Source organism: Paenibacillus sp. Marseille-Q7038, from assembly GCF_965111595.1.
In genome coordinates, this window is record NZ_CBCOOM010000002.1 from 411,835 (window position 1) to 428,451 (window position 16,617).

General features: G+C 40.6%; 15 protein-coding genes. 6 read left to right on the forward strand and 9 right to left on the reverse strand.

Annotation, left to right across the window (positions count from 1 at the left end; genetic code table 11):
* Window positions 1-2: 2 nt before the first annotated feature.
* Window positions 3-836: a YheC/YheD family protein gene (locus ACWPWY_RS19130; protein ID WP_454193222.1), complete on the forward strand. Its 834-nt coding sequence runs from the start codon at window positions 3-5 to the stop codon at window positions 834-836.
* A gap of 41 nt (window positions 837-877) precedes the next feature.
* On the opposite strand, the gene gyrB is transcribed toward ACWPWY_RS19130, so the two are convergent.
* The 9 genes from gyrB to ACWPWY_RS19175 form a co-directional block, all read right to left on the reverse strand.
* Complete coding sequence (gyrB, locus tag ACWPWY_RS19135; RefSeq protein ID WP_454193223.1) at window positions 878-2,788, reverse strand: DNA topoisomerase (ATP-hydrolyzing) subunit B; 1,911 nt, start codon at window positions 2,786-2,788, stop codon at window positions 878-880.
* A gap of 143 nt (window positions 2,789-2,931) precedes the next feature.
* Entirely contained in the window at window positions 2,932-3,180 is a 249-nt protein-coding gene (gene remB, locus ACWPWY_RS19140) for an extracellular matrix regulator RemB (protein WP_191802346.1), read from the reverse strand.
* A 15-nt stretch (window positions 3,181-3,195) separates the two neighbouring features.
* Complete coding sequence (recF, locus tag ACWPWY_RS19145) at window positions 3,196-4,308, reverse strand: DNA replication/repair protein RecF (RefSeq protein ID WP_213530995.1); 1,113 nt, start codon at window positions 4,306-4,308, stop codon at window positions 3,196-3,198.
* Window positions 4,309-4,374: 66 nt separating this feature from the next.
* Window positions 4,375-4,593 (reverse strand): S4 domain-containing protein YaaA, encoded by a 219-nt coding sequence (yaaA, locus tag ACWPWY_RS19150; RefSeq protein ID WP_454193224.1) that lies wholly within the window; start codon window positions 4,591-4,593, stop codon window positions 4,375-4,377.
* A gap of 33 nt (window positions 4,594-4,626) precedes the next feature.
* The gene (gene dnaN, locus ACWPWY_RS19155) at window positions 4,627-5,769 is read right to left on the reverse strand and encodes a DNA polymerase III subunit beta (protein ID WP_454193225.1); all 1,143 of its coding nucleotides are present in this window, start codon (window positions 5,767-5,769) and stop codon (window positions 4,627-4,629) included.
* Between the two features lie 333 nt (window positions 5,770-6,102).
* Window positions 6,103-7,449, reverse strand: a complete 1,347-nt coding sequence (dnaA, locus tag ACWPWY_RS19160; RefSeq protein WP_191802353.1) for a chromosomal replication initiator protein DnaA — start codon at window positions 7,447-7,449, stop codon at window positions 6,103-6,105.
* 595 nt (window positions 7,450-8,044) lie between these two features.
* Window positions 8,045-9,592, reverse strand: a complete 1,548-nt coding sequence (gene gntK, locus ACWPWY_RS19165; RefSeq protein ID WP_454193226.1) for a gluconokinase — start codon at window positions 9,590-9,592, stop codon at window positions 8,045-8,047.
* Between the two features lie 55 nt (window positions 9,593-9,647).
* The gene (locus ACWPWY_RS19170; RefSeq protein WP_454193227.1) at window positions 9,648-11,009 is read right to left on the reverse strand and encodes a GntP family permease; all 1,362 of its coding nucleotides are present in this window, start codon (window positions 11,007-11,009) and stop codon (window positions 9,648-9,650) included.
* 191 nt (window positions 11,010-11,200) lie between these two features.
* A complete protein-coding gene (locus tag ACWPWY_RS19175; RefSeq protein ID WP_454193898.1) occupies window positions 11,201-11,869 on the reverse strand; it encodes a GntR family transcriptional regulator in 669 nt (222 codons plus the stop codon).
* A 580-nt stretch (window positions 11,870-12,449) separates the two neighbouring features.
* Between ACWPWY_RS19175 and rpmH the strand changes: the two genes are divergently transcribed.
* From rpmH to mnmE, 5 genes are all read left to right on the forward strand, one after another.
* Complete coding sequence (gene rpmH, locus ACWPWY_RS19180; protein WP_091159838.1) at window positions 12,450-12,584, forward strand: 50S ribosomal protein L34; 135 nt, start codon at window positions 12,450-12,452, stop codon at window positions 12,582-12,584.
* A 163-nt stretch (window positions 12,585-12,747) separates the two neighbouring features.
* Window positions 12,748-13,104 (forward strand): ribonuclease P protein component, encoded by a 357-nt coding sequence (rnpA, locus tag ACWPWY_RS19185; RefSeq protein WP_454193228.1) that lies wholly within the window; start codon window positions 12,748-12,750, stop codon window positions 13,102-13,104.
* 69 nt (window positions 13,105-13,173) lie between these two features.
* Window positions 13,174-14,061 (forward strand): YidC/Oxa1 family membrane protein insertase, encoded by an 888-nt coding sequence (locus ACWPWY_RS19190; protein WP_454193229.1) that lies wholly within the window; start codon window positions 13,174-13,176, stop codon window positions 14,059-14,061.
* A 66-nt stretch (window positions 14,062-14,127) separates the two neighbouring features.
* On the forward strand, window positions 14,128-14,856 hold the full coding sequence (gene jag / locus ACWPWY_RS19195; protein WP_454193230.1) for an RNA-binding cell elongation regulator Jag/EloR: 729 nt from the start codon (window positions 14,128-14,130) through the stop codon (window positions 14,854-14,856).
* A 166-nt stretch (window positions 14,857-15,022) separates the two neighbouring features.
* The gene (gene mnmE / locus ACWPWY_RS19200) at window positions 15,023-16,399 is read left to right on the forward strand and encodes a tRNA uridine-5-carboxymethylaminomethyl(34) synthesis GTPase MnmE (protein WP_454193231.1); all 1,377 of its coding nucleotides are present in this window, start codon (window positions 15,023-15,025) and stop codon (window positions 16,397-16,399) included.
* The last annotated feature ends 218 nt before the right edge of the window (window positions 16,400-16,617 follow it).

Here is a 16,617-nt window from a genome sequence, read left to right on the forward strand (position 1 = left end):
TTGTGAGTATACAGAAAGTCTCAAGTAAGTGGAAAAAGATGAAGGTCCTTCTGAAAGATAAATACATTGCCCCCTTCAATCCTGAAACTAGAAAATATAGTCTTACTGCATTAGAGCAAATGTGCCAAATCTACCGAACAGTTTATGTTAAGCCAGAACAGGGTACCCATGGAAAAGGAATTATGAGGATTGAACATACTTCGTCATCTACATTTACAGCTACAGACAACTCGGATGAGCCAAGTAGTGAAGATGTGACTAAGTCATCGTATAAACTTCATTATGTAAAAAAGAAAGAGCACTACTACTCTATTGCTGACCTGCATAAAGCAATACTTAAACGCACCAAGGGAAAATCTTATCTTGTTCAAAGAGGAATCTCTCTCCTGAAATTTCAGCAGCGCCCCTTTGACTTACGAGTAATGATCCAGCGTAATTTGAGCGGAAATTGGGAAGCTACAGGAATAATAGGTAAAGTAGCAGCAAAAGGAAAAATTATAACCAACATCAATGGCGGGGGACGCATCGTATCTTTTGAGCAGCTAATGAAGCCCTATCTTACCAAAGTTCAGACTGCTAATTTGAAAAAAGAACTTTTTGTGCTAGGGGTACGAACAGCAAAATGTATGGAAAAGACCTACCCTCGCATTAAAGAAATCGGACTAGATATTGCACTTGATGGTCAAGTTAAACCATGGATTCTTGAAGTGAATACTTCTCCAGGTCTATATGTGTTTGGTTATCTGCCGGACAAAAGCATTTATCGTAAAATTAAAAAATACGCCATTGCCTATGGCAGACTTAAGCCTGCATCCAAATCAAAAACAACACAATAGATATTAAAAAAGAGGCCAAACTGGCCTCTTTTTATTTAATGCTATACATCAAGGTTTTTAACGTATCTCGCATTTTCTTGGATAAATTCACGACGCGGTTCAACATTATCCCCCATGAGGGTGTCAAACATCGTATCAGCTAACATAGCATCGCCAATGGAAACCTGTAACATCGAACGGCTTTCTGGGTCCATTGTCGTTTCCCAAAGCTGTGTTGCATTCATCTCACCAAGACCTTTATAACGCTGCACGTTAACTTTCGCATTTTCGCCGAACTCACGAATAATGGCATCGCGTTCTGCTTCTGATCCTGCATAACGAATCGTTTTATTACGCTCCACTTTGAAAAGTGGCGGCTGAGCGATATATACGTATCCTGCTTCGATAATTTTACGCATATAGCGGTAAAAGAAAGTCAGCAAGAGCGTACGAATATGTGCACCATCCACATCAGCATCTGTCATAATAATGACTTTGTGATAACGTGCTTTTTCAATATCAAAATCGTCGCCAATCCCTGTTCCAAGAGCAGTGATCATAGCGCGAATCTCTGCATTAGACAAAATACGATCAAGTCTTGCTTTCTCTACGTTTAGAATCTTACCACGCAGTGGCAAAATCGCCTGGAAGTGACGATCACGTCCTTGTTTGGCTGATCCCCCTGCAGAGTCACCCTCTACAATATAGAGTTCGCTGATAGAAGCATCTTTGGAGGAGCAGTCAGCCAGTTTACCTGGCAAAGAGCTTACTTCTAGTACGCTTTTACGGCGAGTCATCTCTCTTGCTTTCCGGGCCGCTTCACGTGCTCGGGATGCTTGGAGCGCCTTATCTAGAATGCGGCGGGAAGTGGAAGGATTCTCAATCAGGAACTCCTGCAGTTTTTCTGCAAACAAGGATTCGACTATACCGCGAACTTCACTATTACCAAGTTTCGTTTTGGTCTGTCCTTCAAACTGAGGTTCAGGAATCTTCACCGAGATGATTGCTGTGAGTCCCTCACGTACATCATCACCCGTAAGATTGCTGTTGTTGTCCTTAATAATACCTGTCTTCCGAGCATAATCGTTAACTACACGTGTCAGGGCGCTCTTAAAACCAGATTCATGAGTACCGCCTTCATGTGTATTAATGTTATTGGCAAAAGAGTAGATATTCTCGGCGTAGCTGTCATTGTACTGCAATGCAACTTCCACCTGGATACTATCTCTCTGTCCTTCTACATAAATCGGCTGCTCATGGAGTACTTCTCTTTTACTATTCAGGTATTGAACATATTCTTTGATTCCGCCCTCGTAATGAAAAGAGTTAGAAACTCCTGTACGTTCATCGGTAATTCGAAGACCGATTCCTTTGTTAAGAAATGCAAGTTCACGAATCCGAGTAAGCAGCGTATTGTAATCATATTCCGTTGTTTCAGTAAAAATTTCACTGTCAGGATAGAAGGTTGTCGTCGTTCCTGTTTCTTCTGTATCTCCGATTACCTTAACGTCATACTGAGGAACACCTCGTTGATATTCTTGTCTGTAGACGTGCCCATCTCTTTTTACGGTAACCACTACTTTACTCGACAATGCGTTCACGACAGAAATACCTACCCCGTGAAGACCGCCCGATACTTTGTATCCTCCGCCGCCAAATTTACCGCCAGCATGAAGTACGGTCATTACAACCTCAAGCGCTGACTTTTTCATTTTGGCCTGTTCGCTTACGGGAATTCCCCGCCCATTATCAACAACGGTAATGCTGTTATCTTCATGAATAGTAACATCAATCTGATCGCAATAACCCGCTAGTGCTTCGTCGATACTATTGTCCACGACTTCCCACACGAGGTGATGCAAGCCTCTTGCGCTGGTAGAGCCGATATACATCCCTGGACGTTTTCTGACAGCTTCAAGTCCCTCAAGGACCTGAATCTCATCTGCATCGTATGCCGGTTGATTCATAGACATGCCTTTCACCTACTTCTCAAGATTAGAGTGTATCCAAGTGATGCTATATGAGTGTATAAAATAAAAAAATCCTGACTGCGATATAAAAGTACCGCCTCCTTACTAACCGTTAGCAAGGTGACGATACTCGTGAATAATTGCTTTTATATTTCAGATAATACGTTCGCTCTTTTTTTGAGTGTAGCAGAGGATATTGGAGAATAGTAAACCGTGCTTTTAGTTACAACAATCGATTTGGCTTCCTCTTCACCAATCTGTTCGATGTTCTTCTCCTGTTTGGCGTACGTAACATACTGTTTGGAAATCTTCGAAGATTTCTCGATAGAGATATCAAAAATGGCTACGAGTTCAGAAGAGCGAATAATCTTGTCACCGCCCAGGTGAATATACATTGTCCGATCCTCTCCTTAACGTTCCACATGACCAGCGTCAACTTGATAGATGTATGCATCCTTCAGTTTGCTGGTGTTGAGTGTCTCTATGCCTGTTGCGGTAATGAAGGTCTGCACCTTGCTCTGAAATGTTTCGATGAGCTGGGTCTGACGATACGGATCCAGTTCAGAAAGCACATCATCCAGAAGCAAAACAGGATACTCCCCTATTTCTTCCCGGATCAGTTCAATCTCTGCAAGCTTCAGGGATAATGCAGTTGTTCGCTGCTGTCCCTGTGAGCCATAGGTTTGTACCTCACGTCCGTTGATGAAGAAGGATAAGTCATCCCGGTGTGGTCCGGTAAGGGACATCCCCCGCCGAATCTCCTGATCCTTCGTTTGTGATAATTTTATCATAAACCGATCTAATAAGACAGCTTCATCTTCTTCCATAGGGTCTGCAAAGGAAGGGACATAGGCAAGTTCAAGCTTTTCCTTTCCCCCCGTAATCCCCTCGTGAATCGTTTCCGCCCACTTTTGCAGCTTCTTTATGAATTGTTTCCTTTTTTTGACGATTTTAACACCGTGTTCTGCAAGCTGATCATTCCATACGGTCAGCATTACTTGCTGTGACTCACCAGCGCCATATAACTGCTTGAGCAAATTATTACGCTGAACAAGAATTTTCTGATACTGCTGAAGATGATAAATGTATCCGGGAGCAACCTGACCTATTTCCATGTCAAGGAACCGGCGGCGAACCCCCGGTGTCCCTTTTACAATCTCGAGATCTTCTGGTGCAAACATAACCACATTCAAACTTCCAACAAAATCACTTAGCTTTCGCTGCTCTAGTCCGTTAATCTTCGCTTTCTTCCCTTGTTGAGAAAGAGCAAGTTCAAGCTGAATCTTGCCATATTTTTTATCCACATGTGCACGGATGTTTGCACTGCCAGACTCAAAGCGAATTAATTCCTTATCTTTCGATGTACGGTGACTTTTCGTAAGAGCCAGTGCATAAATGGCTTCAACAAGATTTGTCTTCCCCTGCGCGTTTTGTCCTATGATGAGATTGACTGGACCAAAAGAGTCTAGTTTCAAATACTCATAGTTACGGAATTGTTTTAGTTCGATATCAGTCACAAACACGCTCTATTTCCTCCCTTGCCCCTCGCCCCTTTGAGGAAGTAGCGGGTGTTCACATCCTACTGCTGCCTATGCCTTTGCTTCTACTACGAATGAGCCTGACCCTTCAACCTCAATCTGATCTCCAGCGTAAAGTTTGCGGCCGCGACGTTCTTCTACTTCACCATTCACTTTGATCGCTTGATCTTGAAGAAGTGCTTTTGCCATTCCGCCTGTGGGTACACATTCAGACAATTTAAGAAACTGGTCGAGCTTAATATATTCACTGTGGATAACTATTTTTTTCACGATAAACTTCCTCTCATGTGCATAACTTTTGCCTTAATTCGTTGTACGGTAAGGCAAAATAACATAAAGACTATTGCTGTTGTCTATAGGTTTCAGAATAATCGGACTCATAACTCCTGTAAAGGAAATCATCAGTTCTTCACTTTCAACGACCTTGAGAACATCCAGCATATATTTGGAGTTGAAAGAAATTTTCAGAGGTTCCCCGTTAAATTCTTTAAGCTCTAGTTCCTCACGTACCTTACCTAGTTCAGATGAACTGGATGAAATCTCAATATCCCCGCTTTCAAGTGTCTGCATGCGGACAATATTCGTTTTTTCCTCACGAGACAGCAAATAAGCCCGGTCAATCGATTCGCTTAATTTTTTTGTATTCAAAACCAGTTCTGTTTTAAACGTAGTTGGAATAATTCTAGAAGTATCAGGATAAGTTCCATCCAGAATACGAGTATAGAATAATACACGGTCAATTTTGAACAACACTTGGTTATCAGCTACGACAATATCAACAAGTGTATTTTGATCAGGGACGATTTTACTAAGTTCATTCAGCGTTTTGCCCGAGATGACCACGTTGTGGAATTTAATCTCGTCAGCTCCTTCGATGTGAGCGGAGCGTGTAGCAAGACGGTGACGATCTGTTGCCACAAATTTGAATTCATTATCAGCAAGACTCCAAAGAACCCCTGTCAAAATAGGCGTAGTTTCGTGAGTCGAGATAGAAAATACCGTTTGTTTAATCATATTTTTAAGCAAATCTCCAGGAATAGAGACCGTTTGGTTCTCTTCAATGCTCGGCAGTACTGGGAATTCTTCTGGATCAAGGCCGACCAGCTGAATTTCTGTTGCTCCAGCAGAGATATAGGTGTTGAAGTTCTCTTTCACTTCCATTTTGACTTCTTGAGAAGGCAGCTTCTTGATAATTTCGACAAAAAACTTAGCAGGTAAAACAACACTTCCTGCTTGTTCGACAGAAACTACGTTTTTTCCATCTTCCTCAAGAGGGATAAAGGATTGAATTGAAATATCAGTATCACTTGCCGTAAGTGTAACGCCTTGATAGTTAACGTCAAACTTAATACCGCTGAGGATCGGAATTGTTGTTCTGCTAGAGATCGCTTTAGACACTTGCTGAATGGCATCATTCAGATAACTTTTCATTATGGTGATTTTCATAGTTACACTCCTTGGAAAAATGAATTCTCTTTTTGCAGAGAGGTTTGAAGTCCTGGAAATTGTGATTAAATGATTCAAATTTAAAAAGTTGGTTATAAAAAAATTTATACCCTCATAAATTAATTAATCCGTTTTTACAAAATAGAGACATTGAAACTAAGCTTTTTTGCAGTTCAATTTGTTGAGCTGAAAGCTTAGTTTATTGGTGTAGTAATCTTTAAAAAAAGAGTAGTAATAGTAATAGGGGCACTGAATATGTGGATAAGTGCCTTAAACGACATAAAATTAAGCCTATCCACATGTGTACAGATTGTGCATAGGCTTTGTACTTGTTCAAGTTGGGTTTTTTACTTTTTCGATAATGCTGTTGATAACTTTAAAGAGTTCTTGATCCGTTTTAATGAGCTGAGAAATCTTCTCGTGAGCATGGATGACCGTAGTATGGTCTCTTCCTCCAAATGCCTCCCCGATCTTCGGTAAAGAATAATCTGTCAGTTCTCTTGAGAGGTACATGGCAATCTGCCTTGGATAAGCAACCGCCTTTGTCCGTTTTCTCGCCTTAAAATCCTCCATCTTCAAGTTGTAGTATTCTCCAACTTTCTGCTGAATATCTTGAATCGTAATAATTTTAGGCCGACTTGACGGAATGATGTCCTTTAGAGCTTCTGCAGCTAAATGGGTTGTGACATCTTGATTCGTTAGAGAAGAGTAGGCTACCACACGTATTAGTGCTCCTTCAAGTTCTCTAATATTTGTATCAATTTGATTCGCAATATACATCATTGCTTCGTTTGGAATATCCAGGTTCTCTGCTCTCGCCTTTTTGCGTAAAATGGCGATTCTTGTCTCCAAATCCGGAGGCTGAATATCCGTAATAAGTCCCCATTCAAATCTTGAACGCAATCGTTCTTCGAGTGTTGGGATCTCTTTTGGAGGCCGGTCACTTGAAATAATGATTTGCTTACGTTCTTCATGCAGTGCGTTGAACGTATGGAAAAACTCTTCTTGTGTTGATTCTTTCCCAGCTAAAAACTGAATGTCATCGATCAGCAATATGTCTACGTTACGGTATTTATTCCGAAAATTCTCACCACGGTTATCCCGGATGGAATTAATGAATTCATTCGTGAATTTCTCCGAGGAGAGGTAAACAACCTTACTACTGGGGTTGTGCTCCAAAATGTAGTGCCCAATGGCATGCATGAGGTGTGTCTTGCCGAGTCCAACTCCGCCGTATAGGAAGAGAGGATTGTACGCTTTGGCCGGTGCTTCTGCTACAGCAAGTGAGGCTGCATGTGCAAACCTATTGCCAGGGCCAATGACAAACGTGTCAAAAGTGTACTTCGGATTAAGCATGTGAGACACAGCTTCCTCATGAGTTACAGGAGGAGGAGTGAATACTTGCTGCGGATCCGGCTCAGCCGTCTTGTCTTCTTCTATAACAAATTTTACGTCCACTTGCTTTCCGAGCAGTTCGTATACAGTCGAACCGACAAGTTTCGTATAGCGGCTTTCCAGCCATTCTACGGCAAAGGTGGTTGGCGCTGAAATAACAATCGTTCGGTCAGTCAGTTTCGTCGCCTTCGTTGCTTTAAACCAAGTGTCGTAGCTAGGCTTGCTTAGCTTCGTTTGTATGATCGATAGTATTTGCTGCCATAATTCGGAAGTATGGCTGTCCACAGACTGTCACTCCTTTTAATCTTCCAAATGTGGCCCAGTGCCATGAGTGGAATGTCGAAAAAAAATTTATATTGTAGAATTTATCCCCAATGTCCATAGGACGCTAAACAAAAAAAGAAGGAACAACGGAAAATTGTTCACAACTTTATCCACAGGCTGTTGATAATATTATGGATTGAAACATCTATTCACATCCAAAAGCAATATAATCATAGCAAAAGAAGTCTTATATTTCAACGTATCTCAGGATTTTATCCACAAATTCAATAACTTGTGTATAATTTTTAATCACAACACTACATATTGTTTATAAATTGTTTAGTTTTCGACAAGATCACTAAAAATCTGAAATCATTTATTCACAGGTTATACTTATAAATGATCAGTTGATGTTGGATAAGAGGGTAGATTGAGAATCTCGTGTGGCTTCTTTTTTCTGTGGATAACTGAAAAACGGCATAAATGATATTGTAAATGGGGGAAAAGTTGATCTTGATTAGCAACAATAATCGTCGAGCTGATTTATTTATAAACAGACAAAAGAGAGCCGGTCAAAATGACCGGCTCGTCGATTTTTCTATAAATAAAGCAGAACTTAGCTGGTAGTAGAGATGTATTTTCGCTGAAACTTGGCCAGATCTTCATACTCTTCTGTAAGCTTACGAGAGATACGGATAAAAATCGGGAGCAGCTCTTGATAAATGTCGACCTGATCTTGATTAGGAGAGTGAGCATGTGTTGTTCCAACCATGCTCGAAACGACTTCAAGGGAATCTGCATGCCCTGTTGCATATAGTCCAAGTACCACCGCGCCCAGACAAGAGCTTTCGAAGCTTTCTGGTACAACCACTTCCTGATCAAAAATATCGGCCATCATTTGCCGCCAAAGCGGAGAACGAGCGAATCCGCCAGTGGCTAAAATTCGGCTTGGTTGTCCCATTTGTTCTTTCATAGCAAGCAGAACGGTATACAGATTAAAAATAACGCCTTCTAACACAGCGCGGATCATGTGTTCTTTTTTATGTTGCAGCGTGAGACCGAAGAACGATCCTTTTGCATCTGGGTTCCATAGGGGAGCTCTTTCACCTGACAAGAAAGGGTGGAAAAGGAGTCCATCTGCTCCTGGAGCTACTCGCTCAGCAATACGGGTGAGTACATCATAGGAGCTGATTCCGAGTCTTTTCGCTGTTTCTACTTCTGACGCGGCCATCTCATCACGTACCCAACGGAAGATCATTCCCCCGTTATTCACAGGTCCTCCAACAACCCAGTGATTCTCCGTTAAGGCATAGCAAAAGGTGCGGCCTTTTACATCGGTGACCGGCTTATCTACAACCGTACGGATCGCACCGCTTGTACCAATCGTAGCAGCAACTTCTCCCGGGTGGATTGCCCCTACACCTAGATTGGAAAGTACTCCATCACTTGCTCCTACAACAAATGCGGTAGAAGGGTTTAACCCCATCTCTTTTGCATAATAAGGATCTAGGCCTGTAAGCACATGTGTAGTAGGGACAAGCTGAGATAATTGTTCTGGAGTTATGCCTGCTACTTCAAGTGCTTCTTGGTCCCAATTCAGCTGTTCCAGATTAAACAGTCCGGTAGCGGAAGCAATGGAATGGTCTACAACATATTGACTGAACAGTCTAAAAGTGACATATTCCCGAATGGATATGAATTTGGCTGCTTGATCAAAAATATTTTTTTGTTCGTTTTTTAGCCAAAGGAGCTTAGATAAAGGAGACATGGGATGAATCGGTGTTCCTGTTCTGCGATATATTTCATGTCCGTTCAGTTCTTCTTTTAATTTCCGTGCCCAAACATTACTGCGATTATCCGCCCATGTAATACATGGTGTCAGAGGAAGGCCGCTCGCATCCATAGCGATCAGACTGTGCATAGCAGAGCTAAAAGAGGCGAATAAAACCTGCTCTGGTAAGATCCCGCTTTCTGACATCACCGCTTTGACCGTATGGATTACAGCAGACATGATTTCATTTGGATTCTGAACAGCCGAATCAGGAACAGGCGTGAGAAGAGGGTACTCTTCACTCGCCTTTGCTACGACCATTCCATTTTTCTCAAAAAGTACTGCTTTTGTACTTGTCGTTCCAATATCAATGCCGATCATATAGGATTTCATATTTGGAAGCCTTCTTTCTATAAGCTGTTACCTTTGATAAGGGTAAGTGTAGCAATTAAATAACGATACTTAGCAATAAAATCAGGACAAGCGCGACGACAGAAAGTAAACTTTCCATTACAGACCATGTCTTTAGGGTTTGAGGCACTGTCATATTGAAAAATTCTTTAATCATCCAGAAGCCCGCGTCATTCACATGGGAAAGGAAAACAGATCCTGCTCCGGTTGCAAGAACCACAAGTTCTACACTTGCACCTGGTGAAAGTGCGAGAACTGGGGCAACAATACCAGCAGCGGTTGTCATTGCGACAGTAGCTGATCCTGTTGCTACACGAATTAGAGCGGCAACGAGCCAAGCAAATAATATAATATTGATATTCATACTCGTAGCGAGTTCTGCAATGGCTGCACCAACACCACTATTAATAAGTACTTGTTTAAAAGCACCGCCAGCACCGATGATCAAAATAATGCTTGCAGTTGGGGCAAGACATTCACTTGTAAACTTGGAAATTTCACTTTTGTTGAATCCCCGAGCAAATCCAAGAGAAAAGAGAGCAAATACGACAGAAATAAGAAGAGCAATAACCTCATTACCAATAAACTCTAGAAAATGAGAAAAACCATTAACACCTTCCGGGTCTACAATCAGTGCGATCGATCCAGCCAGCATAAGGATAACAGGCAGTAAAATAGTAAGCAATGTAATACCGAAACCAGGAAGTTCACGTTCACTTTTTAATGAAAATTGTTCTGCAAGTTCAGTTGGCGGCGCTACATCCACTCTTTTGCTAATAAAGTTAGCAAATACAGGACCAGCAATAGCTGCAGTTGGCAGTCCCACTAAGATTGAATACATAATGGTTTGACCTAAGTTAGCACCGAATGCCTCAATAGCAATCATAGGTGCAGGATGAGGAGGAACAAGTCCATGTACCGTAGAAAGACCCGCCAAAATTGGGATTCCGATCTTCAGAATAGATAAACCTGTTTTTCTTGCAACGGTGAACACAATCGGGATAAGAAGAATCAGACCAACTTCAAAAAATACAGGAATACCCACAATAAAACCAACAATCATCATGGCCCAGTGGACCCGTTTTAATCCAAAACGGTCAACGAGAGTAGTGGCGATTCGTTCTGCCCCGCCAGACTCTGCCATCATTTTACCTAGCATCGTACCCAGCCCGATAACGATTGCAATCGTGCCGAGTGTTCCGCCAACCCCGCTTGTAATAGATGTTACAACATCTTCTGTATTCATGCCTGTGAGGAGACCCAAAATTAAAGCGGCGATCAGGAGCGATACAAACGGATTCCATCTGTATTTGGAAATAAGTATAACTAAAAATACGATAGTGAGAAGAGTCCAAACCAGCATTGTTGCTGTATGACTAAGGCCAAAGATACTTTCCATGATGAATGTTCTCCTTTTTGATGGGATATATGTAGAGGGGGAAACCTCTATTTAGGAAATAAATACGCTTACAACAACATCTGTCTTTCGGTAAATCACCAATTTGTATACTTGTCGACAACTTGTAGGAGAGAAAAAGTACATATTTTGCACCTATCTCTTCGATTTAAGCTACATAAAAAACGCATTAGTTAAAAAGTTTTATGCAATGTTTGTCGTGAATCTGAAAAGTAGATTCTTACCTCATTCGCTACGATCTCGGGATCCTTAGATGCCAGACCTCTCATTAACTTATGGTGCTTTTCAATGACAGCTTGGATACGTTCTTCGCCATGGGAGAAAATCTCTTCAGTTGTAAGTAAAAGTAACGTCATAATAATCTGCCGAATACTTTTCCAAAGATGTAGAATTCGAGTATGATTTGCTTCGATAATAATCGTCTCATGAAACTGGAAATCGAGATAAGCAAATTCAATAAAGTCCGAATGTCTCATTGAAAGTTCCATCTTATCGATGATTTGCTGTAGTTTTGTTAACAGATCATAAGGCAGTTGCTTCGCCAAATTCTCCTGAACGAAACTTTCAATTAGATACCTTACATCATAAAGCTCGTCCTTATCTTTTGAACTGAGTCCAAGAACAACGGCACCCATCCGCTCTAAGCAAATCAAACCTTCATTTGAAAGCGCTTTAAACGCCTCTCTTACGGGGGAACGACTGCTGTTAAACTGAGCAGCTATTTTATTCTCGGATAAAATTTCTCCTTTTGGTATCGTACCATCAATAATTTGCAACCGTAAATCGCTTACAATTAACTCTCCTAAAGAATTGCCTTGCAGCCAAGCAGAAGGATAACGCATCATATAACTCTCCTATTCATACACTACACTCTTTTATCATCATGATAACGAATGGTAGTGTTAGTCGGCAATAAATGAGGACAACTTCATCCATGTATACTTGTATACAAGTTATTGATACAACTATCCTACCTCAACTGTGAACATTTTGTAAACGGTTAAATAGAGAAATACTTCTAGCGGATGTCCTGTATTTTATACATATAAACATAAGGAGCAAATTGAATCATTTTTTTAAAATAGAAGAATTGAATTTTTACTGGGTGTTAAATTCAGTTATATAGTAGAAGAGAAAATATAAAAAGAATTTAATTGTCTATCCACATGTGTATAACTTGCAGAAGATCAATAATTTATTAAAAATGTGGACAAACGAATCAAAAGATATGAATATGGGATATAATGTAGTTCAGTTGACTTTTTGACTTGTACATGGTTAAATATATAAAGGCATTTTCTGTGTTGATGAAAATGATTAAAATTAAGATATCGTTATGGATTGCGCTATGCAAATAAACAGTTTATATGTACTACTAGGTAGTTCAATCTGTACAGGATTCCTTTTAAGGGGGTGCAATACATGAGACCAACATTTAGACCGAATGTTAGCAAACGTAAGAAGAACCATGGTTTCCGGAAAAGAATGAGCACGAAAAACGGCCGTAAAGTTCTGGCAGCCCGCCGTCTTAAAGGCAGAAAAGTACTCAGTGCGTAATGCGTGCATGAAGACCACTACGGTGGTCTTTTTTTCTTAAACAAGAAATTTCTAATTTAAATAAGGGAGCGTTTATAGCTTCCTACGATCGTCCATACTTAATTTTAGGATGTAACAATGCGTTTATTATGTAGGAGACGCGCTTAGCAAGGAGAAGAGATCATTGCATAAAAGATTACGTTTACGAAACCGTGCCGACTTTAGTCGCGTATACCGTTATGGTAAGTCTCAAGCAAACTATCAGTTTGTGGTATATGGATTGCGTCGCAAGGATGTCGAGCAGTTTCGTGTCGGCGTATCTTGCAGCAAAAAAATAGGGAATGCGGTTGTCCGCAATCGCATGCGAAGAATGATTAAAGAAATTATTCGTCATCATGAAGCCGAAATTGTTGAGAATATGGATCTCATATTTATCGTAAGAAAGGGAGCAGTTTCGATGAGCTACCGAGAGATGGAGAAAAGCTTGCTTCATGTCTTGCGTAAAGCTTCGCTGCTCAAGGCAGAAAGACGCTCGAATTAGCGTTTCTTTGTTCTTCTACTTATGGTATTATTTACGGTGGAATGGATAGGTTAAGAGAGGGGTTATCAAGTGTCTCGACTCAAGTCATTGAAGGGGAAAAAGTGGATTCTCCTGATCGCTGTTATTGCTTTAGTTGCTGTACTATCGGGTTGTACATCTGCTAATACAACTCATGTTACTACAGAAGACCTTAAAAACAGTGAATCTTTTTGGAAAAGTAACGTTGTTTATTGGTTCTCATTATCTTTAGACACATTTGCTAAGCTGTTTGGTGGAGAATATGGACTAGCAATTCTCGTACTGGTTATTATCGTACGTACGTTAATCCTTCCACTAACTATTAAACAAGTTAAAAGTTCAAGAAACATGCAAAAGATTCAACCGCTTATTAAGGAAATCCAAACGAAGTATAAGGATACCCCTGAAAAAATTCAAGCGGAAACGATGAAGCTATTCCAAGAGCATAAAGTCAATCCGATGGCGGGTTGTTTGCCTCTGATTATCCAGATGCCTATTTATATCGCTCTTTATAACTCGATTCTCTATAACTCAAATATTAGCCAGCATACTTTCTTGTGGATGGAACTTGGTTCCCCAGATAAGTTGTTTATACTTCCTGTGCTTGTTGCCGTATCGATGTTCTTCCAAACATGGTACATGATGAAACAAAATCCATCACAACAGCAAGGTCCTATGCAGTTTATGCTTTGGGTATACCCAATCTTGATGTTTATTATGTCCTACCAGTTTGCTTCGGCATTGCCGCTCTACTGGTTCTACTCAAACATCTATACCATCATTCAAAACTTCTTCCTCTATCGCAACAACGACAAGCTTGTAGCTGCTGCGAATGTTGAGGGAACAAAAGGCTCTTCCAAAAAAGGACAAGCTGGAGTTGTAACTACGAATGGTGTAGGTTCTCAAGCGAAGAAGAAAAAGAAAAAGAAGAGAAAATAATATAAATAAATAATTATTGTCCGGTTTATCAGATCAGTAAGTGGCGAAGGAGGCACGGCGTTCCATATGACCACCGTCATTGTGACAGGTAAAACGATAGAAGATGCTGTAGATCAAGGTCTGACACAACTTGGTGTCAGTCGAGATTTGGTTACGTTAAACGTCTTAGAACAGCCATCCAGAGGTTTTTTAGGTCTCATTGGTGTTAAGCCAGCCAAAGTAGAATTGACACTTAAGCCAAAACAGGCAGAAGAATCTTTTCAAAACGAGCCCGATTCTGCTCTGATCCGTACTTCTGAGCTAACATCTTCAATATCGACTGAGCTAGATACTAATATATCTAATGATGTAGATCCATATGTTGAAGCGAGTAATTTCGTGAAAGAAGCAGCTGCGGGTATGGGTCTTGATGTTGAGATTGAGATAAAAAAAAGCAGGGATGGTAAGATTTTTAATATTACCGGAGAAGACCTTGGTCTTATTATTGGACGTAGAGGCCAGACTTTAGATGCTTTGCAATATTTAACGAATATTGTGGCAAACAAACACTCAAGCAGTTTTGTACGGATTATTCTTGATGCGGAGAATTTCAGATTAAGACGCCGAAAGACATTAGAAGAACTTGCAGACCGGTTGGCTTCACAGGTGATTCGAACAGGAAAAGAAGTGGTGCTTGAACCCATGCCTTCCCAGGAGCGCAAAGTGATTCATGCAAAACTTCAGAATCATCGTCAGGTGAATACAATTAGCAAGGGCGAAGAGCCTAACCGTAGAGTGGTTATTACACTTAAATAAGCTTCATGTGATTTCATGCGATTACGCAATGGCTTCCTGCCCCGTGCAGAAGCCATTGCTTTTTTCATAATCAGGGTACGCAGCCTAAATCTAGTTAATAATGAATATAACAGTCTTGATAACTTGAATATAGATCGTAAGCATGGATAAGGGAAGGTGAACATAGATGATTAGTGATACAATAGCAGCCATTTCTACAGCTGTAGGTGAAGCGGGGATTGCTGTCATTCGAGTAAGTGGTCCAGATGCAATAAAAGAGGTAGGTAAGATTGTAAAAAGTAAAACACCACTTGAACAAGCGGAATCTCATACTGTTCATTATGGACATATTATCAATCCACAGACAGAAGAAAAGGTGGAAGAGGTACTTGTTACCGTGATGAGAGCCCCAAGATCCTTCACAACAGAAGATGTTGTAGAGATAAGCTCGCACGGTGGTGTTATTTCAGTAAAACGGATTATGGATTTACTGCTTATGCTCGATATCCGAGTGGCTGAACCAGGGGAGTTTACCAAAAGAGCATTTCTGAACGGGAGAATTGATTTATCTCAAGCCGAAGGTGTTATGGATCTCATTCGTTCGAAGTCAGATCGTGCTTTTTCTGTTGCTTTGAAACAAGTGGGGGGAGCTCTCTCTACAAAGATACGTGATCTTCGTTATACACTTGTGGAAACAATGGCACATATTGAAGTGAATATTGATTATCCAGAGCATGACGTAGAATCACTTACTTCTGAATTCATCAAAGAAAAATCGTCTCATGTTATGAATGAAATTGATAAGCTGTTAAAAACAGCAGAACAAGGGAAAATATTAAGAGAAGGAATTACAACAGCCATCGTTGGAAGACCCAATGTAGGTAAATCTTCTCTCCTTAATACACTGGCTCAAGATAACCGTGCGATTGTCACAGATATTCCAGGGACAACTCGGGATGTCATCGAAGAGTTTGTAACCATTAATAATATTCCATTAAAACTGTTGGACACTGCTGGTATTCGGGAAACTATGGATGTTGTCGAGAAGATTGGTGTGGAGCGTTCTCGAACTGCTTTTACGGAAGCAGATCTGATTTTAATGGTAGTGAATGCGGGAGAACCGCTTCATGAGGATGAACTTGAACTGCTGGAGCAGATTAAAGGCAGACAGGCCATTGTTATTTTGAATAAAATGGACTTACCAACCAAAATTGATCGCGACATATTAGAACGATATATTGATCCAGAATTAATTGTACCGATGTCTGTAAAAGCGGAAGAAGGTATTGACCTGCTTGAAGAAGCAATATCGAAATTATTCTTTAGCGGGCAATTAGAATCGGCAGATTTAACTTATGTAAGTAATGTACGCCATATCTCTCTTCTGAAAAAAGCGAAGCAATCTCTACAGGATGCTTATGAGGCTGCTGAACAGTTTATTCCAATTGATATGATCCAAATTGATGTGAGATTAGCTTGGGAGCAGCTCGGTGAAATCGTTGGGGATACTGCGCATGATGCTCTAATCGATCAGATTTTCTCCCAGTTCTGTTTAGGGAAATAAGGATGATATTTTAGATCCATGGGATCTATTCTTGGCTCTTTACTTCTAAGCAATTTGAATCCACTCTTATGGAATCGCTATGTTTTTTGATATAATGAAGTTTAGTGCTTTATATAAGCACACTGAAATGAACTTGATGAGAAATCTAGAACAGTAAGGTTCTGATTTCGTTTCAATACAGCAGTACAAATTACGGGGAGTGATCCCTGAAACAAGGA

Bases quoted from the DNA above. Each gene is read 5' to 3' on its own strand.
- mnmE (WP_454193231.1), top strand. From the start codon at position 15,023: ATGATTAGTGATACAATAGCAGCCATTTCTACAGCTGTAGGTGAAGCG.
- ACWPWY_RS19170 (WP_454193227.1), bottom strand. From the start codon at position 11,009: ATGGAAAGTATCTTTGGCCTTAGTCATACAGCAACAATGCTGGTTTGG.
- rpmH (WP_091159838.1), top strand. From the start codon at position 12,450: ATGAGACCAACATTTAGACCGAATGTTAGCAAACGTAAGAAGAACCAT.
- jag (WP_454193230.1), top strand. From the start codon at position 14,128: ATGACCACCGTCATTGTGACAGGTAAAACGATAGAAGATGCTGTAGAT.
- gyrB (WP_454193223.1), bottom strand. From the start codon at position 2,788: ATGTCTATGAATCAACCGGCATACGATGCAGATGAGATTCAGGTCCTT.
- remB (WP_191802346.1), bottom strand. From the start codon at position 3,180: ATGTATATTCACCTGGGCGGTGACAAGATTATTCGCTCTTCTGAACTC.
- ACWPWY_RS19175 (WP_454193898.1), bottom strand. From the start codon at position 11,869: ATGCGTTATCCTTCTGCTTGGCTGCAAGGCAATTCTTTAGGAGAGTTA.
- dnaN (WP_454193225.1), bottom strand. From the start codon at position 5,769: ATGAAAATCACCATAATGAAAAGTTATCTGAATGATGCCATTCAGCAA.
- gntK (WP_454193226.1), bottom strand. From the start codon at position 9,592: ATGAAATCCTATATGATCGGCATTGATATTGGAACGACAAGTACAAAA.